At 37.3% G+C, this 25,386-nt stretch carries 21 protein-coding genes and 1 pseudogene; 10 read left to right on the top strand and 12 right to left on the bottom strand.

Translation table 11 applies throughout. The features are described 5' to 3' along the window. Positions 1-307: 307 nt before the first annotated feature. The 4 genes from RVS70_RS15835 to RVS70_RS15850 all read right to left on the bottom strand — a co-directional run bounded on the left by RVS70_RS15835 (position 308) and on the right by RVS70_RS15850 (position 5,878). Complete coding sequence (locus RVS70_RS15835) at positions 308-1,807, bottom strand: amidase (protein ID WP_321133971.1); 1,500 nt, start codon at positions 1,805-1,807, stop codon at positions 308-310. 237 nt (positions 1,808-2,044) lie between these two features. Continuing rightward, positions 2,045-3,232 carry a Ger(x)C family spore germination protein gene (locus RVS70_RS15840; RefSeq protein WP_321133973.1) on the bottom strand — a complete coding sequence of 396 codons (1,188 nt, stop codon included), beginning with the start codon at positions 3,230-3,232 and terminating at the stop codon, positions 2,045-2,047. After that, complete coding sequence (locus RVS70_RS15845; protein WP_321133975.1) at positions 3,225-4,328, bottom strand: endospore germination permease; 1,104 nt, start codon at positions 4,326-4,328, stop codon at positions 3,225-3,227. The genes RVS70_RS15840 and RVS70_RS15845 overlap by 8 nt, the downstream gene beginning before the upstream one ends. Further along, positions 4,325-5,878 (bottom strand): spore germination protein, encoded by a 1,554-nt coding sequence (locus RVS70_RS15850; protein ID WP_321133977.1) that lies wholly within the window; start codon positions 5,876-5,878, stop codon positions 4,325-4,327. Before RVS70_RS15850 ends, RVS70_RS15845 begins: the two co-directional genes overlap by 4 nt. Positions 5,879-6,052: 174 nt before the next feature. Here RVS70_RS15850 and RVS70_RS15855 point away from each other — a divergent pair, with 174 nt between their 5' ends. Then, positions 6,053-7,057 carry a DUF3231 family protein gene (locus tag RVS70_RS15855; protein ID WP_026681855.1) on the top strand — a complete coding sequence of 335 codons (1,005 nt, stop codon included), beginning with the start codon at positions 6,053-6,055 and terminating at the stop codon, positions 7,055-7,057. Between the two features lie 8 nt (positions 7,058-7,065). Continuing rightward, positions 7,066-7,563: a hypothetical protein gene (locus tag RVS70_RS15860; RefSeq protein ID WP_034679252.1), complete on the top strand. Its 498-nt coding sequence runs from the start codon at positions 7,066-7,068 to the stop codon at positions 7,561-7,563. Positions 7,564-7,611: 48 nt separating this feature from the next. Here RVS70_RS15860 and RVS70_RS15865 read toward each other — a convergent pair whose 3' ends face one another. Then, complete coding sequence (locus tag RVS70_RS15865; protein ID WP_026681853.1) at positions 7,612-9,309, bottom strand: methyl-accepting chemotaxis protein; 1,698 nt, start codon at positions 9,307-9,309, stop codon at positions 7,612-7,614. Between the two features lie 200 nt (positions 9,310-9,509). On the opposite strand from RVS70_RS15865, the gene RVS70_RS15870 reads away from it, so the two are divergent. Then, positions 9,510-10,100: a TetR/AcrR family transcriptional regulator gene (locus tag RVS70_RS15870; protein WP_205389593.1), complete on the top strand. Its 591-nt coding sequence runs from the start codon at positions 9,510-9,512 to the stop codon at positions 10,098-10,100. 64 nt (positions 10,101-10,164) lie between these two features. Here the strand turns inward: RVS70_RS15870 and RVS70_RS15875 are convergent, their stop codons facing one another. From RVS70_RS15875 to RVS70_RS15885, 3 genes are all read right to left on the bottom strand, one after another. Next, entirely contained in the window at positions 10,165-10,911 is a 747-nt protein-coding gene (locus tag RVS70_RS15875; protein ID WP_321133983.1) for a glucose 1-dehydrogenase, read from the bottom strand. A 396-nt stretch (positions 10,912-11,307) separates the two neighbouring features. Further along, a complete protein-coding gene (locus RVS70_RS15880; RefSeq protein WP_226983622.1) occupies positions 11,308-13,350 on the bottom strand; it encodes a catalase in 2,043 nt (680 codons plus the stop codon). Positions 13,351-13,696: 346 nt separating this feature from the next. Beyond that, positions 13,697-14,023 carry a MazG nucleotide pyrophosphohydrolase domain-containing protein gene (locus RVS70_RS15885; protein ID WP_026681849.1) on the bottom strand — a complete coding sequence of 109 codons (327 nt, stop codon included), beginning with the start codon at positions 14,021-14,023 and terminating at the stop codon, positions 13,697-13,699. Positions 14,024-14,270: 247 nt separating this feature from the next. Between RVS70_RS15885 and RVS70_RS15890 the strand changes: the two genes are divergently transcribed. From RVS70_RS15890 to RVS70_RS15915, 6 genes and pseudogenes are all read left to right on the top strand, one after another. Next, positions 14,271-14,879 (top strand): hypothetical protein, encoded by a 609-nt coding sequence (locus RVS70_RS15890; protein ID WP_321133986.1) that lies wholly within the window; start codon positions 14,271-14,273, stop codon positions 14,877-14,879. 307 nt (positions 14,880-15,186) lie between these two features. Next, entirely contained in the window at positions 15,187-15,519 is a 333-nt protein-coding gene (locus RVS70_RS15895; protein WP_321133988.1) for a hypothetical protein, read from the top strand. A gap of 116 nt (positions 15,520-15,635) precedes the next feature. Continuing rightward, a pseudogene (locus RVS70_RS15900) lies at positions 15,636-16,090 on the top strand (carbon starvation protein A); the annotation flags it as partial. Between the two features lie 332 nt (positions 16,091-16,422). Further along, positions 16,423-17,463 (top strand): hypothetical protein, encoded by a 1,041-nt coding sequence (locus RVS70_RS15905; RefSeq protein WP_321133990.1) that lies wholly within the window; start codon positions 16,423-16,425, stop codon positions 17,461-17,463. A 576-nt stretch (positions 17,464-18,039) separates the two neighbouring features. Continuing rightward, the gene (locus RVS70_RS15910; RefSeq protein ID WP_321133992.1) at positions 18,040-19,260 is read left to right on the top strand and encodes an EAL domain-containing protein; all 1,221 of its coding nucleotides are present in this window, start codon (positions 18,040-18,042) and stop codon (positions 19,258-19,260) included. A gap of 98 nt (positions 19,261-19,358) precedes the next feature. Beyond that, positions 19,359-19,922 carry a helix-turn-helix domain-containing protein gene (locus tag RVS70_RS15915; protein ID WP_321133994.1) on the top strand — a complete coding sequence of 188 codons (564 nt, stop codon included), beginning with the start codon at positions 19,359-19,361 and terminating at the stop codon, positions 19,920-19,922. Positions 19,923-20,052: 130 nt separating this feature from the next. Here the strand turns inward: RVS70_RS15915 and RVS70_RS15920 are convergent, their stop codons facing one another. The 4 genes from RVS70_RS15920 to cudC form a co-directional block, all read right to left on the bottom strand. Further along, a complete protein-coding gene (locus tag RVS70_RS15920) occupies positions 20,053-21,351 on the bottom strand; it encodes a Zn-dependent hydrolase (RefSeq protein WP_321133996.1) in 1,299 nt (432 codons plus the stop codon). A gap of 230 nt (positions 21,352-21,581) precedes the next feature. Beyond that, positions 21,582-21,797, bottom strand: coding sequence for a hypothetical protein (locus RVS70_RS15925; protein WP_121603973.1), 216 nt, complete (start codon positions 21,795-21,797; stop codon positions 21,582-21,584). Positions 21,798-22,123: 326 nt separating this feature from the next. After that, positions 22,124-23,029, bottom strand: coding sequence for a glycine betaine ABC transporter substrate-binding protein (locus tag RVS70_RS15930; protein WP_321133998.1), 906 nt, complete (start codon positions 23,027-23,029; stop codon positions 22,124-22,126). A 21-nt stretch (positions 23,030-23,050) separates the two neighbouring features. Further along, positions 23,051-23,614, bottom strand: a complete 564-nt coding sequence (cudC, locus tag RVS70_RS15935; protein WP_026679730.1) for a choline uptake/conversion transcriptional regulator CudC — start codon at positions 23,612-23,614, stop codon at positions 23,051-23,053. Positions 23,615-23,897: 283 nt separating this feature from the next. On the opposite strand from cudC, the gene betB reads away from it, so the two are divergent. Further along, positions 23,898-25,385, top strand: a complete 1,488-nt coding sequence (gene betB / locus RVS70_RS15940; RefSeq protein WP_414617180.1) for a betaine-aldehyde dehydrogenase — start codon at positions 23,898-23,900, stop codon at positions 25,383-25,385. Position 25,386 lies beyond the last annotated feature (1 nt).

A 25,386-nucleotide genomic window follows, 5' to 3' on the forward strand; every position in this document is an offset into this window, starting at 1 on the left:
TCCTGCGGGATTAGCGCGAGCCGAAAATCCACTTTGCAACGTGTTCTTCTTTGCAAAGTTAGTTGAGGCCGTGCCCACGGAAAGCGAAGTAATTAGTCGGAGCATTGCCAATATACATCAAACATTTTAGAATAACTACTTGGCTTAACGCAGTCATTGCACTGATTTTATACTTTCTTAACTTATGAAAAAAGGAAGAAATACCGGTGTAGTTTGGTTATCTTTTAAGACAGGATGACTTCTGAGACATACCTATCTATACACCGAGGCTATTTCTCCCCTTTTTCTATTCACATCATTACTCTAGCTACCGTTTAAAATAAGGATTTCCCTTCTGTCCGATCCATAAATCGGATTTTTCCATATGATAGGCAAGTTGCAACAAGCGGTGCTCCTCTCCTTTTCCAGCCATCACTTGAACGCCAAGTGGTAAACCATTATCTGATACATAAACAGGTATCGACATTGCCGGCTGTCCAGTTAAATTAGCCAGTTGTGTAAATGGAGTATAGGTTAAACTAGGTAAAAACATATCATAAATAATGTCCTGCTGCTCTTCGATTCTAGCTAATTGCATCTGTTCAATTAGCCGATCCTTCTCAGCACTGCTCCAAGTGAGTTCTCCTACCTTCGGTGCCGTATACGCAGATGCAGGTGTAATAAAAAAATCGTACCTTTGATGAAAGGTAGCCATCTGTTCAGCGGCAGTATCCCATGATGCAAGGCTGGCAGAAAAGGCAGCTGCTGAAACGGATTGACCAGCAAAATTCAGTAACCATGTCTCCACCTCTACATCATCCGTATCAATCGGCCGACCAATAGATTGCTCGACACTGTTTATCATAGTTGCTATTTCGCCACTGTTCATTAGATAATAGTTTTGCATTAATTGCTTTCCATTAACATCAGGCTCTGCTTCCTCTACATGAAACCCTTGTTCCTCCAACCAATTCACAGTATTCATAACGGCAATCTTTGCATCGTGTGAAACAGGAGTACCAACTGGCGATTTCGTCGTGAAAGCAATCCGCAACTGTTTCGGTAAATGTTGCTTTATAAATAGCTTATACTCTTCTGAAAATAGTTGCGCTTGAAACGCAGCTTCTGGTTGGATCGTTTGTAATATATCCAGCATACTCGCACTATCTCTAACCGAACGAGTTAGTACAAAATCTATCGCTGCACCATGCCATTGCCGACCAACCCCAGGACCTACCGGAGTTCGTCCCCTCGTTGGTTTTAAACCAAATAGCCCTGTAAATGATGCAGGGATGCGAATGGATCCACCACCATCGCTTGCACCAGCAAGCGGGACAATACCTGAAGCGATAGCCGCTGCCGATCCACCACTTGATCCACCAGGAGAGTAGTTTTGATTCCATGGATTCTTTGTTGACCCATCAACCTCTGGTTCTGTTATATTTTTTAACCCAAATTCTGGTGTATTCGTATGGCCCATGAACTGGAAACCTGCATCTCGAAAAGCTGTAACAAAATGCGCATCCTCATTAGCAATAGACGTTTGTAATAGTCTGGATCCTGAGGTGATTTTTTCTCCAGCTAATCGCTGTGATGTATTCTTTAATAGTACTGGAACTCCAGCAAATGGCCGTTGGAAGGATATTTCCTTTTGTGCTTCAGAAAACGCCTTCTCTCTTCTATGTTGAACAACTGCATTTAAGTTAGGATTCACACGATCAAGTTGTTGAAAGCTTACCTCTAGTAATTCTTTGGGAGTTACTTCCTTTTTCCTAATTAATTCAGCTAAAGCGGTAGCATCCATTTTTATGTATTCTTGAACATTCACTGCTATACCTCTTTTCTCCATGATGCCATTAGTGTATCACTGAATGTTCAAGTTACCAAATCTAATCTATTCTTTTTCATAATTGCTTGCATCGTCTTTTTTCTTCCATGGCGGATCGCCTAATTTATGAAATTTCATATTCATTTTTGATATTGCGAACGGGACTAGAAATGCGAAAGCCATGTATATATACGTTTTGAAGCTCGGTAAATTGTTTACAAGATTATGCCACATTTGCTAATCGTCTCCCGTCGTCTTCACTTTATCTGATGAACCAACCATTTGTACCTTTGCTGTCACATTGATATTAATCTTGCTTTGAGAATAATAATTTTCTCCTTTATCCCAATCATCCTTCACTGTATTCCAAAATGAATAGTGTTTCTGATATAATTTGTCACCAACACCGATCACATCAACTTTTAGCTCTTTTTGTAATTTATCTTTTGTTTGAGTAGTCATTTTTTTTATTTTATCTTCTACAGCCTTTTCTACTTTCTTTATATACGAATCCATACGTACGCTTGCCTTTCCAAACCGTTCCGCTACATTTCCATTTACATGAATATCAATTGCTACGTCGATGTCAGTTTTATCTTTTGGAGTCACCTGGATACCTCGATCTACACTCTTTAATTCCACTGTAACCATTTCGCCATTTACGTTTACTTTAATGGACCCATCTGTACTCGTTTCTGTTAAAAACGCTAGACCCTTAGCTTCCTCACCCATTAAGGAATCAACCATCTCGTTTGTCACACCATAAAAAACTGCTGCTCCTTTATATTGGATAAATTTATCGGCAAAATGTACCTCTGGGATACTATAGCTCCGTTCGCTTAATAGCAGTTCTTGTACTTCTCCAATATGAACGGGCTTTAATGATCCAGCATTCTTATAATTATTTTCCATCAAGGAATCCAAATACAGTGCAGGTATTTTCTCGTTGTCAGGCACTATGTCTAGTATCTTTCTTGCTTCCCCCTCGGCAATTACGATACGGATACCTCTCCGCATTTCATGATCGCGGATAAATAAGTCCATAATACTACCAAACAGATTGGGTTCCCTTACTACATCCTCAGATACAATTAAAACCTTTAAATGCTGGTAAAAAGGTACCTGACTAGTTAATGTAGCCATTTCACGATTGACTTGAAAAAGACTTTCTCCAGTAGCAGATATATTTAGATACGCCTTCTGTCCCCCACCTCTTCCTTGCATCGGAGCACCTAATCCTGAAGGAACAACGAATTGGCTTGTCAACATTAACTCATAGGAACCATCTGCTTTCTTTTCTACTAAATCGATAGCGGATCCAACTGCGAAGCCTCGATTTTCGATTTCTACCCGATCCCAGCAGCCCGCTAATACTAATGTCAGCAAACAATAATAGAGAAGGAATACCAGCTTTCTTTTAGGCATTTGATCTTCTCCTTTTAATAAGCGACATGATAACTAACAGAACGGTAACAAATAAGGTGACTAAAAGACTGTAAGAACTAACAAATTTACCAAGCTGAACTACCGTTATTAAATCTTGAGGGAACATGCCAACAAGATATATTAATGGAGTAAGAATATATACTAGTTGAATCTTTTTTAATTTCGAAACAGATTCTAAGGCAAATACCGTTACATCAAAGGACATAGCAGTTGTATTAAAGATTGACATAATCCAGATCACAAAAAAGATAGAGTCAAAGCGCTCGAAAAATCCACCCGGAACCTCGATTTCTTTAGCTAATTCAATAATGGGATAGTTTAAATTTGCGGTTGCTAAATTGCCAAATACACCTAAACATAACAGATAGATAAGGATGTATAAAGCAGGTACAATAGCCATACCAATTGCTGCCATCTTCGGAGCCTTTTTAGGCTTACGAACAATGGAGGTATAAAAAAGTAAAATGGCCGAACCAGTAAAAGAAAATGAGCTTGTTTGCATTGCCTTTAAATGCCCAGTTAAATCCGTTTTAAAAACAGGCAGATAATTGTCAACACTAAACCAAGCGACTGCGAACCCACCAACAAGCATAGTTATAAAGATAATAATCGGGAAAAACATCATGTTTAACCGGAAGAGCCCTGCTCTAGATCCAGCTATTGCATAAACAACAACCAGTAAAAACGATAATGCAATAACTTCTACTGGAGTCTGATCAAATAAGTATTCCTTCGCAATATCAGAAATAACCCGTATCATAAATGCCGTTAATACAAACCCCTGCAGCGCAAGTAGAATGGTAAGCACGGTAGCAATTGGTCGTGTTACGAGTGATGAAGCATAGCTGAAAAAGGATTGATGTGGATAAGTAGAAGCAAGCTTTGCAATTATCCAAGCAAAGCCAATAAATAGAACACCAACTATGAAAATAGTTAGCCAACCATCCGCTGAAACTGTATTTTTTGCAATTTCTCTAGGTAAAGAAAGGATACCAACACCAATAACGGTAGAAGGAACGGCTATCAATAATTCTTTATCACTAATCGTTTCATCGCCATATTCGAACCACTTCAAACCTTTTTCCCCTCCTTATCTCCAGCCTTCGAATCGGTTGGCTGTAAGTATTCAGGACGCTTCGTTAGCATAGGTATCGGCACACGTAGGATTAAATCATCCCAATCTCTAAAGAAGGTTGGCGCAAATGGTGCTGAATACGGTACACCGAAGCTCTTCAGATTTACAATATGAATATTAATCATAATATACGCAAGCACAATACCGTATAATCCTAAAAAGGCTGCTGCTAACATAAACGCAAACCGGATTAACCGAAAGGATATCGCTACACTATACAACGGAAGTGTAAAGGATGCTACTGCCGTTAATGCTACTACAATTACCATAATCGGGCTGACCACGCCTGCGGAAACTGCTGCCTCGCCAATTACCAAACCACCTACAATTCCGATTGTTTGTCCAATTGTTTTCGGTAATCGTGCCCCTGCTTCTCGTAATAGCTCCATAGTAAATCCCATTAATACAGCTTCAACAAAAGCTGGAAACGGTACACCTTGTCTAGTAGCTGCTATGGAAAAGGCAAGCTGTGATGGTATCATTCCTTGATGGAAGGATACTAATGCAATATATAATGCCGGAAGAAACATCGTAATAAAAGCCGCTAAGTAACGCAGACACCTCAATAATGTCCCAATCAGCCAGCGCTCATAATAATCTTCTGGAGATTGAAACGTATTGCCTATTGTTGTAGGTGCAATTAATACAAATGGCGTACCATCTAAAATGATGACAAACTTTCCCTGTGTTAGCCCAGCAGCTGCTTTATCTGGTCTTTCCGTATTATCTACCTGCGGAAAAGGTGATAAAAAACTATCCTCAATCCATTGTTCGATAAAACCAGATTCAAGCGCATCATCTGTATCAATCGCTTCTAATCGACGATTTACTTCCTTTAAGATATCTGGATGAATAATCCCTGATATATAAGCCACTACGAGCTTCTTTTTCGATCTTCTACCAATTTCATGGGTCTTAAAATGTAGATTTGGATCACGGATTTGCCGGCGAAGAAGCACCATATTTGTCCGTAAATTCTCGACAAACCCCTCTCTGGGACCTCGTATTAATGATTCTGACACTGGTTCTTCAATCGAACGGTTTTCCCACATCTTTGTATCCAATAATAAGACACGATCCACGCCATCGAGGACAAACACAGAACCACCTGAGAGTAGCGAAAGCATTAGTTCATCCATGGTATTCACATTTTGAATACTTGTTAAACTGATTAGCTCTTCATGAATAATCGCAAGTAGATTTGGCTTATCTGTACTTGTCAGCTTTTTATTTCTTTCGATAATCTCTAAATTTTTTAGAACATTTTCTTCTATCGTAGCCTTATCACTAAGACCATCTATGTAAACAATCGCGCACTTATGTTCTCCTAAATGGAATCTCCTCATAACTAAATCATTTGGAGAATCAAGCATCTCTTTTATACTTTCCAAGTTATCGTCAATATTCGCATCTAAATACCGGGAAAAATTCTCATCATTAGCGCTTATCCCTTTTTTACTTTTTCTTTTAAATATGGAGCGAGCAGCCACAGCATCACCTTCAATATAGAGTATTTCTACTCTTTTTTTGCCCTACTTCCTAATAATTTATACAAATTGCTTTTTCCCTAAATACTGTATAATAATTCATTTTCCACAGAAACTACAAAAGATAGTTATTTAACCTGTATAGAATGACGCATATAATAGGAAGGAGTTTTACTTTTGGGAAATCATCAATCTATTGCTCTCTCTGCTGCTGATATATCTTCACTTTGGACTACATACCAAAGCGATACCGTAACAAGGTGTGGACTTCAATATTTTCTAAATCATGTAGAGGATACAGATATTCAACAGATACTCCAAGAGGCACATACTTTAGTAGAAAAGCATATTGCTCATATTGAAGAAATATTTCATACAGAGGGTATACCAATCCCACATGGGTTCATGGATGAGGATGTTGATATTCACGCACCACGTCTTTTCTCTGATCACCTTTATTTAGAATACACACATAACATGACCATTCTAATGATGAGCACTTATAGCATGGCACTTTCCGTTGCAGATCGCGACGATGTTATTGACTATTATTCGACGAACCTTGAATTAGCTAAAGATCTCCATAAACGAACAAAAGAATTAGAAAAGGAAAAGGGTATATATATTCGTACTCCACGTATTCCTAAACAGTCCAATGTGGAATTTATACAAAAGAAAAACTTTATTTCCGGATGGTTCGGTGACCGCAGGCCATTACTTGGTATGGAAATAACCAATTTAGTCTTTCATGCTAAGCGAAATGCATTAGGGCATGCAGTTATTACTGGTTTTAGCCAAGTGGCACAATCAAAAGAAGTTAGAAAGTTTTTTGAAAGAGGTAGAGATATATCAGGAAAGCATTTAGAAGTATTCACATCCATTCTACATGAAGATTTTTTATCTGATGGAGCACTTCTATTGACTTCTGAGGTAACTGATTCAACAAAGCCACCATTTTCTGATCGATTAATGATGACCTTTGTTTCCACCCTCATCGCATCTAGTATGGGGCAATACGGCGTTGCACTTTCTACTAGCCCACGTCATGACCTGAGCATACAATATACCCGTTTAATCGCTGAAGTTGCCAAATATGCAGATGATGGAACGAAAATCCTGATTGAAAATGGTTGGTTAGAGCAACCACCAATGGCAGCTAATCGTAAAGAATTAGCGAAATAGGGCTTTGTATGGAGCAGAAATTATCAAAGAAGAGTAGAAAATTAGAAGTGCTACTGTGGAGTATTGCATTACCAGGTTTTGGCCAGTTATTAAACCAAAAGTACGTAAAAGGTTTATTGTTAGTCGGACTAGAATTTATCATTAATATCATGGGGAACTTTAACCAGATTATTATTTTAAGCTTTCACTTTAGAATCGAAGAAGCAATCGAGGCAACGAATTATCTATGGCTGATGTTCTATCCTTGTCTATATTTTTTTAGTATTTGGGATGCCTATCGAGATGCTGGTGGTGGAAAAAGGCCGTTTGCATATCTTCCTCTTGTGTTCTCGGCATATTTTGTAACAGTAGGTTTAATATTTTCATCTAATCTTACATTATTTGGGCACTTAATCGGTCCTATGTGGTTGCCAATCTTATTTTTACCAATTGGCTTAGGTATTGGAGGAATTATTCAATGGATACTCCTAAAAGTACTTAAAAATAAAACGGATGCAAATGCCTAAAAAGCTCTCGTGATAACTCGAGAGCTTTAAACGATTAAATATATTCTATTATCGTAGTTTAAATTTTTTTACAAGTTCATTTAAGTCTTCAGCAAGCTTTGCTAATTGCTGTGAACTATCGACTACTTCCTCCATTGAACTACTAGACTGCTGAGCTGCTGCAGATGTCTGTTCAATACCTGCAGACGACTCTTCCGTAATAGACGCAATCTCTTGAATAGATTCATTCATTTTATTACTATTTGAAGTCATTTCTGCTAGATTGTCAGCCATGCTATTTATTGTATGAACCATCTCCGTAACAAACATAGAAATTCCATTGAATGTTTCTTGAGTTGATTTAATCTGTGATGTCCCTTCTTCTACCTCTGTATAACTTCCTTGTAAAGATTCCGTTACAAGCGTTGAATTCTGTTGGATATTAGAAACGATTTTTGTAATATCTGTTACAGATTCACCTACCTGCTCAGCAAGCTTCCTTACTTCATCTGCCACTACAGCAAATCCTTTACCATGTTCTCCAGCTCGTGCAGCTTCGATGGCAGCATTTAATGCTAATAAATTTGTCTGATCCGCAATGTCTCTTATTACATTTACTAGACTAGATATTTCCTGTGATTGCACGTCTAGATCCTTCACTTTATGAACAGCATCTTTAACAATTTCATCGATTTTGACCATTTGGGCAGAAGAAGATTTCATCATTGAATCTCCTTCTTCAGTCATCGTTAAAATCTCATTTGATGCTTGTTGTATAAGTGCTCCTTTATCATTTGTTTCCCGAACCTTTGTTGTAAAGTTATCCATGTTCAAGGCAAGGTCACTCGCGTTGTTTGCTTGTGTTTCCGATCCAGCTGACAACTCTTGCATCGTAGTTGCTACTTGCTCTGATCCAGCTTTTACGTCATTCGCTGTTTGTGACAATGACTCGCTGTGATTACCTACCGTCTCAGAAACGGAACCAATTCTTCCCAGAAGTTGATTCGTATTTTGATTCATTTCATTGGTAGCATTTATTAACTGCCCTAATTCGTCCTTTAATGATGTTTGTAAAGGCTCATGATGAAGCTCACCTTTTGCGATTAATTTCATTCGTTTTGTTACGTTAAAGATTGGTCTCGAAATAATACGAACAATAAATAGTTCTATAGTTATACTTATGATGGCTACTAACACGGTAACTACAATTATAACGATATGAGTAGATTTCCCATCGTCTATAATCGATTGCCCGTCATCCGTAATTTCTTCCTTCGTTACTGTAAGAGACTCTTCTAGCCTTGACCGAAATTCACTTTCTAATGGTTCTACCTCGCTTGTCATCTTCGTCATTGCTTGTTCTCTATTTCCAGCGTCATAAATAGAAAATACTGACTCTACCGATTCTTCCCATTGGTTTTTCATATGTATTAGTTCTTTAATCTCTTCATCGTTACCATTTTTGGCAAGCTGTTCTTCTAACGTTTTGTTTTCTTCCTTTATTGCTTCGTATCGCTGTTTATAATCAGCTGCATTATATAGTAAATATCCTCTAGCTAGCCCCGTTTGCTGTGCCAAATTTGCGTTTATTTCTTCAGCAACGCTAACATACGGTAGATCTTGCTCAATCATCTCTTCCACTTGATGATTTGTTTTGCCTACGAAAATAAAATTATATATACCTAAGAGACAGCTTGAAATAATAACAATTGAAAAGCTTACATATAGCTTATTTTTTATATGCTTAAAATTCATTATTTTTTCCATCTACCCAAACCCCTTTTCAGATAAGATACTTCACAACCTCTATATGTGTTTTATCGGAATTATTTTTAGGTAAATGTATATCCTTTTTAATTTTTGTATAATTCTGTTTATTAAACAAGTTGTTTCTTTGATCTATGTTGCTTGAACAAGTATACTAATTATAGGAATTTTTGCAGTTTAGGATTTGAGGTTGGGTGAATTTGAAGAAGAAAAAAACTGGCGATCCCAGAATAAGAAGAACCATCGCGTTTTTAAAAAAATCCCTTATTCTTTTAATGAAAGAAAAACAGATACATGAAATAACCATTAAGGATCTTTGTGAAAAAGCTGGAGTAACAAGACAAACATTCTATCTCCGATTCGATGATCTTGATCAATTTGTTCACTATGTTTCTAATTTAATACTTGAGGACTTTCATGAGAAGTTAGAGGTTAACGAATCGCAGACAGAGCTAAAAGATATGAATCTGGATAATTATACGATCTTTATCCGCCTGTTTGAGCATATCCTCGATAATCAAGCTTTTTATGAATCACTACTTGCTAAAAATACAGGATCTCCCTTCGCTACAGGCTTCAAAAAAGAACTCTATCATTTTATTGAAGCAGGGCTTTCGATGGTCTCTCCTAACGATGAAACAATAGCAGCACCAAGAGAAGTTATTATTGTATATACAACAGCTGCCTATTTTGAAGTCATCGTTTGGTGGATAAATAACAACTATCCTTATTCGAAAGAAAAAATGGCACAAATCTTACTTCACTTATCTGTTAAAGGTCCTTATAAATAAAAATAACCCAGCAATGTGCTAACTGGGTTATTTTTATTTATGTTAGAAAGCATTGACTACACTTCTATAAAGCGGTCCAACCACCATCGATAACTAACTCAGCTCCCGTCATAAAGCGAGATTCATCAGATGCAAGGAATAACGCGCCATATGCCACATCTTCTGGCTTACCTAAATAAGGAAGCTGTGTAAATGTTTGATAGTATTGCATCGCATCTTTCATAGAAGGTGCTGTCATCGGTGTTTCAATAATTCCTGGATGCAATGAGTTAACGCGAATATGATCTTTTGCATAATCTACTGCTGCTGACTTAGATAAGGATCGAAGTGCACCTTTCGCTGCAGTATATGGGCTTGTCCCAGCCATTCCAACAATTCCTCCGATAGAAGAAATATTAATGACAGATCCTCCACCTTGTTTTTGCATTTCTGGAATGACATACTTCATCCCTATAACACAGCCATTCAAATTAATATCCATTACTTTATTCCATTCATTCATTTCCATTGTAGCAATAGTTTCTGGGCTAGATACACCAGCGTTATTTACCAAAATATCAATTTCCCCATATGCTTTCAGCGCTTCAGCAATGACCTGCTTCCACTCTTCCTCTAACGTAACATTATGTTGAAAGGCTATTGCATCTCCACCATTATCCTTTATATCATCTATTACTTTATTTAATAGATCTGTTTGAATATCAGTTGCAATAATTTTTGCTCCTTCTTCAGCAAATAGCTTTGCTTCCATTGCTCCCATGCCATTGGCAGCTCCAGTAATTAACGCTACCTTATTATCTAATCGACCCATGTTCCTCATCCCTTCTTAGAAAAGAATTTGTTTTACAGATGAAGTATATCATTTAAGTTGTTTAATTGACAAATAATTTACTTGGTGTAAATTATTAAAAGATGTCGTTTTTATCCTATAGGAAGAACGCTTCATTAGTTCCGTATAGAAAGGATGACTAGTATTTATTTTTTTATAACTAAAAGAGCTTATAGGAGGAACCTCTTGGTTATCTACAAGCTCTTTTTTACGCTACAACTATTTGCTTTTCGTGTACGAACGTCCTTCTTCCGTAGGCGTATTATAGTCCAACCCTTCCTCTATTGAAGAAGAGCTTTGTTCATATGATCATACAAATATGAATGGTGCTTAGTCACGCACAACTTTCTATAGTATCCTTTTCAATAGGACTTTTATCTAACCTCTTGCCCAAAAGCGCTGTTTCGTCATTGCTTTAATAAATTCATCTGCAAACAATTCTGGTGTCTGCTCTATTAGCACACCAGGCTGACCATCTATGCCTAAAGATTCAATAATGGTAGAAGCTTCCTCAGAAGCACCAATGGGTTTATAGTGATTATAAGATTCTACAACATAGGATTTTGTTTTCCAAATAAAATCATTTCCCATATGATCTCCACCGACAACATACAATCCATCATATAAAAGAGGAGAACCCGTCAAAAAGCTATTATCCACCTTCCACTTTTCCCCGTTCTCCCCTGTGACCGTTCCTAAATCTTTAGCAATAATTACTGGCTGAAGTCCTACTGCTTTCCATTGATTCAATATTGCCCTCGTTACGCTCTCGTTAAATCCTTGGGCAATAATTACACCTACACGCAACGTATCAGGACGAAATATTGTATTTGCCATGCTCACAGCTGGTGATTTCTTGGTTACCGTCGACGCTTCAACATCTGGAATCTCTGCACCAACATTTCGAGCCACACTAGCGGCCAATTTACTACTGATACGTCCTAACATATTTACTACCTGTTGTCTTACAGATATACTATTGACTTTCCCTAATTCAAAACTAAATGCATCAATGATGTGCTCTCGTTCAACCTTTGTCATACTATTCCAGAACAGACGAGCCTGTGAGAAATGATCCATAAAACTCCTTGCTGTTGCCCTAATTTTTATGCCTTCGACTGTGGAAGGATAGGTTACATAACCGCCTTTACTACCTGGTACTGTATAAGGTGTATTATTCGCAAGGGAATTATTATGATAAGCAACCTGCCCTTTATCGATAGTAATTCTAGCAGCACCATCTCTCTGGTTATTATGAACAGGACAAATAGGTCGATTTATTGGCAGTTCTTTAAAATTGGTTCCTACTCTGTAAAACTGCGTATCTGTATAAGAAAACAAACGCCCTTGCAGTAATGGATCATTCGTAAAATCAATACCTCGAACAATATTACCTGGATGAAGTGCTAGTTGCTCCGTTTCTGCAAATACATTATCAACATTTTTATTTAGCGTCATCTTTCCAATGATTTGAACAGGAACATCTTCTTCTGGCCAAATTTTCGTTGAATCTAAAATATCGAAATCAAAATTAAATTCATCCTCTTCTTCAAGTACTTGAATCCCTAGTTCCCATTCTGGGTAATTGCCTGCTTCAATGTTCTCCCATAAATCTCGTCTATGATAATCAGCATCAGCCCCTCCAAGCTTTTGTGCTTCATCCCAAATTAAAGAATGAACCCCTAGCTTCGGTTTCCAATGAAACTTTACAAACCGTGATGTTCCCTCTTTATTTACGAAGCGAAAGGTATGTACACCAAACCCTTCCATCATTCGAAAGCTTCTAGGTATCGTACGATCAGACATAATCCACATCATCATATGTGCTGATTCTTGATTATTTGCAATGAAATCCCAAAATGTATCGTGTGCCGTTTGTCCTTGTGGTATTTCATTATGAGGCTCTGGTTTTACAGCATGTATGAGATCTGGAAACTTAATACCATCTTGAATAAAAAAGACAGGAATATTATTTCCTACTAAATCAAAATTCCCCTCTTCTGTGTAGAACTTTGTAGCAAACCCTCGTACATCACGATTGGTTTCATTCACACCTCTTGAACCCGCTACTTGAGAAAAACGAAGAAAAACAGGTGTCTTTACAGATGGGTCCTGCAAGAACTTTGCCGTTGTTAGCTTCTCTTGAGACTCATATACCTGAAAATAACCATGGGCTGCATAACCGCGAGCATGAACAACACGCTCTGGTATACGCTCGCGATCAAAGTGAGTCATCTTTTCACGCATCATAAAATCTTCTAAAAGCTGCGGTCCCCTAATCCCTGCTTTTAACGTATCCTCATCATTGGAAACTTTAACACTTTCTTCTGTAGTCATAATCTTTCCATAGTTATCCCTTACAAATTCATTCAACTGCTCTTGCTTTTTATTCTCATGTTTCCGTTCACTCTCTTTTCCCACGATGTAAACCTCCTCTTTCGATGCTTGAAAAAGCACATGATTCTACAATAGATTCTATTCTCTAAAAATAGAATTATTCAAAAAAGAGGAGATGGACAATCAATAGTTGACTACGAGTGAATATATGATGCTTTACAGTATGTGATACCAACAAGTGAAAATAGCCTGTTCCCTTCATTTAGCCCATCAGATTAAACTTTTCAAATTTATCGCTGCTAACCTTTCTTATTAAAAATCCATGTGCAATAATACTGAAATGCGTCCTGCATCATGTCTTGTTGTATGATGAATAAATACAAAAAGTAGCCACAACGCTGCAGCTACTTTTTATGTAATGACAAATATACTATTCTTCATCGTCTAGATAGCGATTAGACAATTTCTCCTTATGTACTTGAAATACTTCTTCTAACGAAATATTATATTTGTTAGCAATCACTGTAACATTGCCCAGTACATCCCCCAGTTCTTCTATTAATTCTTGCTTATTTTCCTCGAAAGTATTATTTGCTTCATCGGGACGATCACGACCGATTTCTAGTGACCTTATCGCTCTCGCTACTTCCCCAGTTTCCTCCGCTAGAAAACCGATTCGAATAAATACATTTAAATCAGACCATCCTCGATGATTATAATAATCCTTTACCCATTTCTGCCATTGTTCTATATTCATTACCCATCCTCCCTTTTCACTAAAATACTAACATACCATACATGCTACATGTGCAAGACAAGTTTAGAGTTATGAAAAAATATAAGTCAGCCATATAAAATCCATAGATAGACGATGATTCCTATACCGAAGTGGGATAAAGTGTACTAATTAAGGAAATTTATAGGAACAATTGTAATAATTTACATAATTCTTCTATAATAGAATAAAGGGAGCGTAAAATGATAAATGAGAGGGGGAGTTATTGTTGGGAGACAAACAAGTTCAAAAAAGAGGCTGGAAACATTTCACTATTTTCACTATCATTGTAGGCTTGATTGTAGGAACTACCTCTGTTATATCTGATAACTTATTTTTGCTTGGTGACATATCATTTACTAAATTTGTTATTTCCTATTTATCCATTATGATTAACTCCTTGCCAATGTGGTTTATACTAGCAATGTTTGTAGGCTATACATTTTCAAGAAGCTTGAAGGAAGCAGCTTTATTTGCAGTCATTTATACAATTGTTGCAATTACATTTTATTTTGTAATTGGCTATTTTTATGATGATAATGCAATCTCAACGCCTATTACTACATATGTAGAGTGGTATGGAGCTTCTGCGCTAGGAGGGCTTATTGGTGGTGTTATTGGGTTCTTCCTAAGAAAAACACCATTTGTATTATTAATCTTACTTGCAGGCTTGCTTTTACAATTGTATATAAATGGTATGAGTAGTTGGAATAACATTATTGGTATATCACAAAATATTACCTTTTGTTTAATGATATTATCCATTCTTATTTACTTAGTTACTAGCAAAATAAGTAGTTGTCCAAAAACGCAGCTCCCTAATAGCATGTCTAGATAAACGATTAATAAAAACAACTAACGAATACCGAAAAATTTTAAGCAAAGCAAAAAGGACAAGCGGTTTGATAACTCCTAACAATAGTTCCATGTGCAGTATATGTGTCGTTACTATTTGTACATGGATCTGTTATGAACTTCTTTAGTTCACTCCCAACTTCTTTGTATTGCATTTAATTACAGTGAATCTAGTGAAAAAATACAGAGATATTTTCGAGAACGCGAATATTCTAAGCAAATTCTCATTTAACACTTAACAAAATCTCAGATTAATTCCTTATTTTGTTAATAAAGGAGTTGGATAAAAAATGAAAATTAGTGTTCTGGTAATTAGTTTACTATTACTTACTTCATGTAATGGAAGCTATCAATCATTAGTGAGTAAGAAGACCGAACAAGCACCTCTCTCTCACCAATCAGATCATCCATTACATGATTTAGTTGAATATCCCATTATTAGCGATGTGGTCGACATGAAAGAAATGGATTGGGATATAACAAAAGATAATCTTTATAAGCGCGTTATCCTTTTTAAAAAGAATGGTGAAATAAAATATAAATCAATTTATATTAAAAAAACCAATAGGTTAAAGCTAGTGAAACTTGATGAAGGACTTCTTTATACTAAAATTATCCAATAATTAACGATAATATCATATCGAATTTAGTTTGAGAAATAAATAATAATAACCATATTTGCGGGCGCAGCACACAACTATTTAACAGGGTGATATCTATTCGAAATAGAGGAGCGCATATTCTAGGTGCCATTGCCGGTACAATAGCAGTTCTTGGAGCCATTGTACTGCCAATAACCTCAGGAGATACAGCGTTTCGTGCCGCTCGTTCTGTTATTGCTGACTACCTTAAACAAAAAAGTGTTTAACCGATTAGCCATAGCCGTTCCGTTGTTTATCACTTCTTATTCCTTAACGAAAATTGACTTTAATCTTCTTTGAAGATACTTCTCTTGGGCAAACTAAGCAACAGCCGAAATCGCACTTTGAATTGCAACTATGTATATTTAATCGATGGTTCCAACCATTTTTTATGAGTTATATGGTTTTTGTTTATATCTTAAATGCGGAAATTGGTTTCCGTTTAGAGCTTCGTCTATCATTTATAATAGGTGCAATTTACAGTGATGCTTACTTTTTTGTTCTTAAAAAAGCAAAGGAAAATAAAGCAAACAAATTGGACGTAGATATGTAAACAATTAGTAAGAAGCTTACACGGTCATCTGTGTAAGCTTCTTTTTTGGAAATGAATATTACATTCTATAAAAGACCCTTTTCTAATAATCTCTGTTATAAATTAGTGTTAAGCTTAATATTCAGAAAATTATACTGCCATAATAAGCTCCTGACAAATATACTAATTTTCTTGAATTCCACTAAAATTCCTCTCTCACATACGTATTTCCTACATATATAAGATGTAAACTTTTACATTATTTTACCGGATAGTAGGGTTTTGAATTACACCGTCATTTTTTTCTTTTAATAGAATATAGAAGTCCAGCTTTTGTTAGAGGAGGGAACAAGATGTCGAGCAGTAAATTTCCACAATTTTACCATAAAAGATGTAATTGTCCTGCTAATAAAAATAACTGTTCATATTGCAAAAACAAAGAATTACATGTGGAGTATATTGATAGCTACGATGAAGATATAAATCATAGCTATTGTACTAATTGCAATAAACACTATAACCACTGTCGATGTGGTAACTTAAACATCATAAATGAAATTAATTTACCTTCATGTTGTGAAAATGGTCCTACTGGAGCTACTGGGCCGACTGGACCTACCGGTGCTACTGGCATTACTGGGGCTACCGGACCTACCGGCGCTACTGGGGCTACTGGCGTTACTGGCGCTACCGGACCTACCGGTGCTACTGGCGTTACTGGCGCTACCGGACCTACCGGCGCTACTGGCGTTACTGGCGCTACCGGACCTACCGGCGCTACTGGCGTTACTGGCGCTACCGGACCTACCGGTGCTACTGGCTTTACCGGCGCTACTGGCGTTACGGGGGCCACTGGAACTACCGGTGCTACTGGCGCTACCGGACCTACTGGCGCAACGGGAGATATTGTAACAGATATCGGCTTTTCCGCTAACAGGGTCCCTACAACTGTAGCTGCCGATACCCAACTGGACAATTGGTCTGTAGTGAGTCCTTTTTATGATGCAGCAGGATTTGACGAAGTAGCTGGAACATATACCATTCCTGCAACAGGACGATATTCTATAAAAGCTGTTATCAGTTACTCAACTACAGCAGCTATTACTGTTTCATTAGGAGCAGGAATAAATCCAGCTTTAGTAGTCCAACGAATATCACCAGTTACTACAGACTTAATTACAGGGTTATTTCCCGTTCTAAACGTAGACATTGTTCTATTGCTAACATTAAGGGCCATACTAGGAAGCGGCCAAGTAACATTAGAAGGAGATGTAGAATTAGATGCTGGGGATGTCATTGCTATTCAATATGTCGCAGATGGATTAACTATTAATGTCGATCTAGGCGGTACAGATGCAACTGGAACGATTTGGTCAGTTCACAGATTATCTTAAGTTATTTAGAATATATAAGCGAAACTAAAATAGTTAACCCAAAAGCTGAACGATAAAATAAATGTTCATACGAAGCGCAGTCAAATTTCGTAGACTCCTTGAAAAAGAAGAACGCTTTTTCTGCGTGCAATGTATCGCTACCGCAGCCTTCCTTATCCTACGGGAAAAGCGTGAGCTGAAAATCCCGCAGGAAAGCGTTCTTTGCTTTCTGAGGAAGCTAATACGTCCCCGCGAAAAGCGAAGCATTTTGACTTAGCAATGAATGAACTACCTATAACCATAACAATAACCCGAACTTCATCTAAACTATTTCAGATAAAGTTTGGGTTTTACATATCTAAATATTCTTTCGTTCCAACCTCTTTTAGATATCTATAAGAATATTGTAATGCATGAAAATGAAAAGTTATCGTACTAACAAATCTAAGATAGTTATTCTATTTTTACAGAAAATACAGAAGCTCTACTTTCTTCATTTAGCAAAACTTGGTTATTATTATAGGCTATGTTAGGAGAAAATCGTATTCATACATGCTATACTATGGGGTATAAAGGACAATTATGGAGTTGATACGTATGGACCCATTAGATATCATGATGAAGCTTGATCAGATCGTTCCATACTTCGATCCGATTATAAGTGCAGAAAATCAATTAATTATTGGCTATGAAGTTATACCTTATTTTCAAGGAGAAGACAAAGAATTACATAACCTCTGTTGGTTTGTAAAAGATGAATCGATACCGAGCGAATTCCGATTAGAGCTAAGTAATGCGGTGCTTCATAAGGTATTAGATAAGTATATATGTACGGATCAGTCCCAATTTTTATTTATTCATTATGATGCTAATTTATTGCTCAAGGATGATGGCGATAGCATGATGGCATTATTAAATACTTATGCTGAAAAGGGACTGATGCTAAAAAATTTAATACTACAATTTTCTGAGTCATTTGTCACAGATCATATCTATGAACTAAAGCATTTATTTGCATATATACAAACATATGGTTTACAAATCGCAATTGATGACGTTGGTCAACGTAATGGTAACCTAGATAAATTAGCTATCATTAAACCCAATATAATAAAAGTAGATGTAGCATTTCTACAAGATGATGACCTACCTCAATTGTATCAAGATGTACACCATTTATTATCTATGCTTTCTCGTAAAATTGGCGCAACCTTACTCTTTAAAGGCATTACAACGTTCCAACAATTAAATTATGCATGGCGAAATGGTGGTCGTTATTATCAAGGAAGCTATTTGGAAAAGATACACCCTGAATTTATATCAGCAGACAACTGTAAGGATAAAGTTAAGAAAGATTTCCACCATTTTATAACATTTGAGCATAAGAAAATGAAAGCGCAGTTAGATTTGACAAATAGAATTAATCAACAATTAGGAACAACTTTGAAAAAAATAAATCCAGATGCCCCTTATGACGAAACAATCCTGACCGTTGCTAAGGATTGTGATGCATTTACATTTCGAGTATATATTTGTAATGAAGCAGGCTTTCAATTATCCTCCAACGTGGAAAAGAATCTGGATGGTGAATGGGAATTGCGTAACGAAGGACGACAAAAAAACTGGAGCTGGCGCCCGTACTTCTTTGAAAATATTGTACGTATGAATATGGAGAAAAAAGGAATACTTTCTGATTTATATACAGATATAGAGAGAGACGAGCGAATTAGGACATACTCCCATCCTATCTCAGAACAACAATTTATTTTTATCGATATCCCATACAATTTTCTATTCGAACAAGATGGTTTATTATGAGAGGCTGAGACAAAAGAATGAAGATACAATAAAAAACGAACGATAAGGTATCGACCCCCTGAAGTTAGAGTGAAAAACTAATTTCAGGGGGTGTTTTTGTGGCTAAATATAGTGAAGAATTTAAAGGGAAGGTTGTCACCGAGTATATAGATGGAAATCTTTCATATCGTTCCTTAGCCAAAAAATATCATATGAGTAGCTTTACACCACTATATGAATGGGTGAAAAACTATGAGCGTCACGGTATGAAGGGACTAGAACGGAGAAAAACAAAGAAGGAGTATTCTGTTCAATTTAAATTAGATGCGATACAATTTATGTTAGAGACAGGTGCTTCTTATACAGAAACTGCTGTTCAATTTAAGTTGAGCAATTCGTCCATTGTTAAACTCTGGATGAAAAAATTTCGCAGACAAGGTAAGGAAGGCCTGGAATTAAAACGAAAGGGGCGTCCTTCTATGCCTAAAAAACCCATTAATCAGAAGAAGCAGGAAGCAAAAAAGAGAACACGTGAAGAAGCGTTAGAACGTGAGAACGAACTACTAAGGCTAGAGAATGCCTACTTAAAAAAGCTAAAAGCTTTTCGGGAGAATCCGAATGCCTTCTACGAAAAGCACAGGCAAAGGTGGCATTCGAACTCAAAGAAGAAGGATTCCGATTAAAAGGTATTCTTCTTGTTGTGGGTATTCCTGAAGCTACCTATTATTATCATATGGAACGCTTTGACAGAGAAGATACAGAAACAGAATTAAAAGGTTACCTCCCCCCTTGTCGGTTATCCACTAAATATGCTTACTGTATCTTTTCTACAAAATTTTTCAACACATGTATGGTTTGTACGCAATCACTTAAATCAGACCATTCTAAAGGATTATGGCTAATTCCATTCTTGCTTTGGACAAATAGCATGGCTACTGGAACTTTTTCGCCAATAATCATGGCATCATGTCCAGCTCCACTTGGTAACTTATAAGGTTTCATATCCATTTCCTCGATGGTTTCTGCTAATAATTCCTGCTTATCACTCATAATCGGTACTGGCTTCACCCTCGTTTTTTCTACATAGTTAAACATAAGATGATGCTTATCGGCAATCGCTTCTGCTAGATTTAAAACATTATCCACTAATACATCTCTAGTATTCTGATAAATATCTCGAATATCAACATATAAAGTTACTTTGCCCGGAATAACATTTACACCATTTGGTTCTACGAGTTGTTTCCCAATGGTAGCAACAGCAGTATCATTCATTTCTTTGGGTAGCTTATTCACTTGATAGATAAATTCACTTGCGGCTACAAGAGCATCCTTTCGATCTTTCATCGGTGTATTTCCTGCATGACCTGCTTCTCCTAAAAATGTGAGCTCCAACCAGCAAGGCCCAGCAATTCCTGTCACAACACCACATGGCAGCCCTTCTTTTTCCAACTGTTTCCCCTGCTCAATATGTACCTCTACAAATAATTCAATCTCGTTCATATCCCGTTTCGCATTCTGATAGCCTTCCACACTTAATTGAACCTGTTTTAGAACTTCTTCAAAGCTATATCCTTCCTTATCCACTAACTGTTTTTTCTCTTCCATATTAAAGTTTCCAATCATTGCTTCACTTCCATTCAGCCCACCATTAAACCGCGCCCCCTCCTCATCAGCAAACACCACTACTTCAAAGGGTTTCGTTGGTTGATATCCTATAGTATTCCATGCCTCTACTACCTCTAATGCGGCAATCACACCAAGCACTCCATCGAAATGGCCACCATTTGGTACACTGTCCACATGGGAACCACTCATAATAGCGGGACGTGTAGCTTCTTTACCCTCTAGTCTTCCAATTAAATTCCCAGCACCATCTTCTTTCACCTCTAGTCCTGCGTTCTTCATCCACATGGCAACTTTATTTTGAGCAGCCACTTCCTCTTTTGAATACCCTGGACGATTGGACCCACCATCTTCAGTTCGACCAATAGTAGCTATTTCGTTTAAACGATCAGCAATTCGCTCACCAGATACCCCTCCATAATCTAATTCCTGATTGTATCCATGCAATAAACGCTCACGGAGCAAATTCGTTTTCTTTTGATTCATTAGATGTTCCCTCCTACTCGATTTTTACTAAACAACAAATTGAATTAATAATAGAATAATTCCAACTTGTTTTTAAAGTCAAGATGCCATAAAGTGAAACTTCAATCAATGAGGGCTTACTGCCAGTTATATACGTGATATATATACTGCTACAGAGATAAGAAAAACGGAGCAAAATTCGCTCATTCCTTATCACTAAATGCTCAGATTTACGCTTCCTCTAGTAGCTATTATGGAATAATAGCTACTGCTTGCTTGACCACCACTCCAGCTGCCCACTTCCCTTTCCGTGGGGTTTGTCCTTCAGCTAACTTTTTTAGCAAAACCCGCTCAAAAAAGTGGATCTTCAGGTCAAACATTTCCCACAGGAGTTGAAGTGGCCGGCCTTCGCTATTATCAGGCTCTACAACGCTAGCATGAAGTAACACAGCTGCTTTTATACTCACAGATAACGATTTTCACTTTACCCATTGTAAAAAAAGTCAACCTATTTCTTATGACAAGAATTGTTGCACCTTCTCATAGCGGAGACTAATTACGTAGACTCCTGCGGGAATTGCGCGAGCCGAAAATCCACTTTGCAACGTGTTCTTCTTTGCAAAGTTAGTTGAGGCCGTGCCCGCGGAAAGCGAAGTAATTCGTCGGAGCATTGCCAATATACATCAAACATTTCAAAATAACTACTTGGCTTAACGCAGTCATTGCACTGATTTTATACTTTCTTAACTTATAAAAAAGGGAGCCACACTTGTGCTCCCTTTGGATGTTATTCCTATTCCTTTATCCATTGATTGACTAAATCTTGATTTTCTTCGACCCATTTCCTAGCACCATCAATCGGTTCATCAGCGTCCTTGACATAGGTCATTAATTCCCCAATGGAATCATCATCCATTTTCCAATCTTTCATCCACTTACTAACTTTTGGAAAATCTTCTGCAAATCCTTGACGAGCTGCATGATGAATCTTTTCTACGCCACCATAAACCTCTTTGGGGTCTTCCAGGTATTTTAAATCATACTGTGAGAAGACACGATGCGGACTCCAAAGCGGTGCAACAATTGGTTCTTCATTCTTAATAGCTTCTGCAATTTCCGTTATCATAGCTGGTTCAGAACTTGGCAATAATTCATAATCAAGATCGTATTCTTTAATTAAATCCTCTGTTACTTCCATCGTACCTGCCCCTGGATCAAACCCGGTAATTTCACCTTCAAACATGTCTGCATGTTTATTTAGATCCTCTATACTATTAATGTTTTCTAAGTATTTTGGGACAACAAGACCAACTTTTGCGTTATCATACCAAGTTTCTTCTGAAAAGAAAACCTCATCTTTATACTCTTGCAGATAGGCCTGATCCTGAACTGGTAGCCATACCTCTAGATTAATATCCAATTCATCCTCTGCCAATGCTTTCATAATTGTACCCATATCAAGCAATTTCAAATTAACTTCATACCCCTGATCTTCCAAAATAACTTTCCACATATTGGTTACAGCGATATTTTCAGCCCAATTGATCTGTGCCATTTCAATGGTACCTTTATTCTCAGTTCCATCCTCTTTGGCATCTCCGGAACCTTTTTTATCTGACTCTGCACTATCTCCACATGCTGCTAATACAACGACGAATGCTAATCCTATTAGTAGAAGTTTACTTTTAATGAAACGCATAAATTGTCTAATCCTCTCCCATCACGTATTTTTATCGTCTGGATCTTTTGGTAAAAACTCATATATCTCTTCTGATCGTATGCTTGCTACCAACCGTTCAAGCCAGCGGTAATATATTTTTGACTGATCAAGCAGTTCATAAATTTTACGTGCTTCATCAACTAGCTCTGCTGATACATTTTCATCTTCAAAAATTTGATCTAATTCAAATTCAGCCTGTTTAATTGCCTCCATGTTCATTTTTGCCTCTCGGTCCCATAATTGACAAAAATAAGACATAAACGAATGGAAGAAATTCTTTTCGGCCGCATACGTATGTTTACGAGATCCACGTTGAAATTTCTTTTTAACCATCTCATTTTCTTGTAGCTTTCTTACACTTGTGCTCATACTTGGCTTACTCATCCCAAGTTCCTCTCGCATTTCATCGAGATTCATTTGATCCTTAAAATACATCGTTGCATAAAGCTTTCCTGCAGCTGGTGTTACACCATAAACATCCATCGTTTCGGCGATAGTTTCAATGACATATCCCTTTGCCTCTTCCAGCTTCTCCCTAGCCATGTCATCATTTGAAGCCGCCATTCCGTCACCTCCTATTTTTAAAAAAATTTAATACGTTAAGAATTTATTTTACAAACTTAATGGTAACGTATCCTCGAAATATGTCAAATAATAATAAGAAAAGTTTAGTGTATTTTTAATTAAACCCATACATTAAAAAGAAAACCGCTTACTACCTTTTTCAGCAGTTTCTATAACCAAATTCTCATATTAACAATTATACGTATTCACTTTGACAACAATAAAGCAACATGTTACATTAGTTTTGTTCAAAACGTTAAATAAATATTTAACAAACTTAACGATGGAGGAGGTTTTCCCTTTGGACTGCAAACGAAATTATATTGATGGTGAATGGGTAGCATCAAAAACAAATGCTACTCGAGACATTATTAATCCTTTTAATCAAGAAGTCATTGCTACAGTTACGGAAAGTGATGAAGTTGACACACAGACAGCCATTAAAGCTGCAAGAAAGGCATTTGATTCTGGGGAATGGGCAACAACACCAGCAACAGAAAGAGGGCACATTGTTAGGACCATTGCTCAATTCATTGAAAGAGATAAAGAGGAATTAGCTAAGCTAGAATCACTTGACACTGGAAAAACAGTTGAAGAAAGTCGTGGAGATATGGAGGATATTGCTGGTGTCTTTCACTATTATGCTGAACTAGCAGATAAAAATGGCGGAGAAATTATTGACTCGCCAATTCCAAATACGATAAGTAAGGTCGTACATGAACCTGTTGGTGTATGCGGACAAATCACACCTTGGAATTATCCGCTCTTACAAGCATCCTGGAAGCTTGCTCCTGCATTAGTAGCAGGCAATACACTTATTATGAAACCAAGTGAGATTACACCACTAACTACCGTTAAGGTGTTTGAATTAATGGAGGAAGCAGGTGTTCCAGCTGGAGTCGTTAATTTAGTACTTGGACCAGGACATTCCGTAGGTGCTGAACTTTCTGCTAATAAAGAAGTTGATCTTATTTCCTTTACTGGAGGTATTGCAACTGGTAAGAAAATTATGCAAGCAGCAAGTTCCAACGTGAAAAATTTAGCACTTGAACTTGGCGGAAAAAACCCAAATATCGTTTTTGCAGATGCTGATTTTGATACAGCGGTAGATCAAGCACTAAATGCAGTCTATTTTCACGCAGGACAAATTTGCTCTGCCGGAACAAGATTAATCGTTGAGGAAAGCGTTCATGATGCGTTTATTGAGAAACTTGTTACACGAGTTATGGACATTAAGCTAGGTAACGGTTTTGATGAGGCAACACAAATGGGACCGCTAATTTCTGAGGAGCATTTAAATAAAGTTATTGATTATGTGGAAACTGGTAAACAGGAGGGAGCTACCGTTGCGGTTGGCGGAGATCGCCCAAGTGACCCTCAATTACAAAAAGGTTTCTTTTATCTTCCTACCGTACTCACAAATTGTACAACGGATATGAAGGTAGTTCAAAACGAAGGTTTTGGTCCTGTTATTACCGTAGAAACATTCCAATCAGAAGAAGAAGCTATTCATCTAGCCAATGATTCAATTTACGGTCTGTCTGGTGGCGTATGGACAAATGATATTGCTAAGGCGGAGCGTTGCGTAGCAAAGATGCGCATGGGAACGGTTTGGATTAATGAATACAATCTATATTTTCCGCATGCACCTTGGGGCGGATTTAAACAATCTGGAATTGGCCGAGAACTTGGCAGAGCTGGATTAGAAGAATATCAAGAAACGAAGCATATCTTTCAAAACTTAAAACCAGAAGCAATAAATTGGTTCTAAA

The sequence above is a fragment of the Virgibacillus sp. M23 genome (genome assembly GCF_034190895.1).
In the GTDB taxonomy this organism is placed as follows: Bacteria; Bacillota; Bacilli; order Bacillales; family Amphibacillaceae; genus Virgibacillus; species Virgibacillus salarius.

Bases quoted from the DNA above. Each gene is read 5' to 3' on its own strand.
- RVS70_RS15840 (WP_321133973.1), bottom strand. From the start codon at position 3,232: ATGCCTAAAAGAAAGCTGGTATTCCTTCTCTATTATTGTTTGCTGACA.
- RVS70_RS15860 (WP_034679252.1), top strand. From the start codon at position 7,066: ATGGAGCAGAAATTATCAAAGAAGAGTAGAAAATTAGAAGTGCTACTG.
- RVS70_RS15865 (WP_026681853.1), bottom strand. From the start codon at position 9,309: ATGGAAAAAATAATGAATTTTAAGCATATAAAAAATAAGCTATATGTA.
- RVS70_RS15875 (WP_321133983.1), bottom strand. From the start codon at position 10,911: ATGGGTCGATTAGATAATAAGGTAGCGTTAATTACTGGAGCTGCCAAT.
- RVS70_RS15885 (WP_026681849.1), bottom strand. From the start codon at position 14,023: ATGAATATAGAACAATGGCAGAAATGGGTAAAGGATTATTATAATCAT.
- RVS70_RS15895 (WP_321133988.1), top strand. From the start codon at position 15,187: ATGAAAATTAGTGTTCTGGTAATTAGTTTACTATTACTTACTTCATGT.
- RVS70_RS15905 (WP_321133990.1), top strand. From the start codon at position 16,423: ATGTCGAGCAGTAAATTTCCACAATTTTACCATAAAAGATGTAATTGT.
- RVS70_RS15910 (WP_321133992.1), top strand. From the start codon at position 18,040: ATGGACCCATTAGATATCATGATGAAGCTTGATCAGATCGTTCCATAC.
- RVS70_RS15920 (WP_321133996.1), bottom strand. From the start codon at position 21,351: ATGAATCAAAAGAAAACGAATTTGCTCCGTGAGCGTTTATTGCATGGA.
- RVS70_RS15930 (WP_321133998.1), bottom strand. From the start codon at position 23,029: ATGCGTTTCATTAAAAGTAAACTTCTACTAATAGGATTAGCATTCGTC.
- cudC (WP_026679730.1), bottom strand. From the start codon at position 23,614: ATGGCGGCTTCAAATGATGACATGGCTAGGGAGAAGCTGGAAGAGGCA.
- betB (WP_414617180.1), top strand. From the start codon at position 23,898: ATGGAGGAGGTTTTCCCTTTGGACTGCAAACGAAATTATATTGATGGT.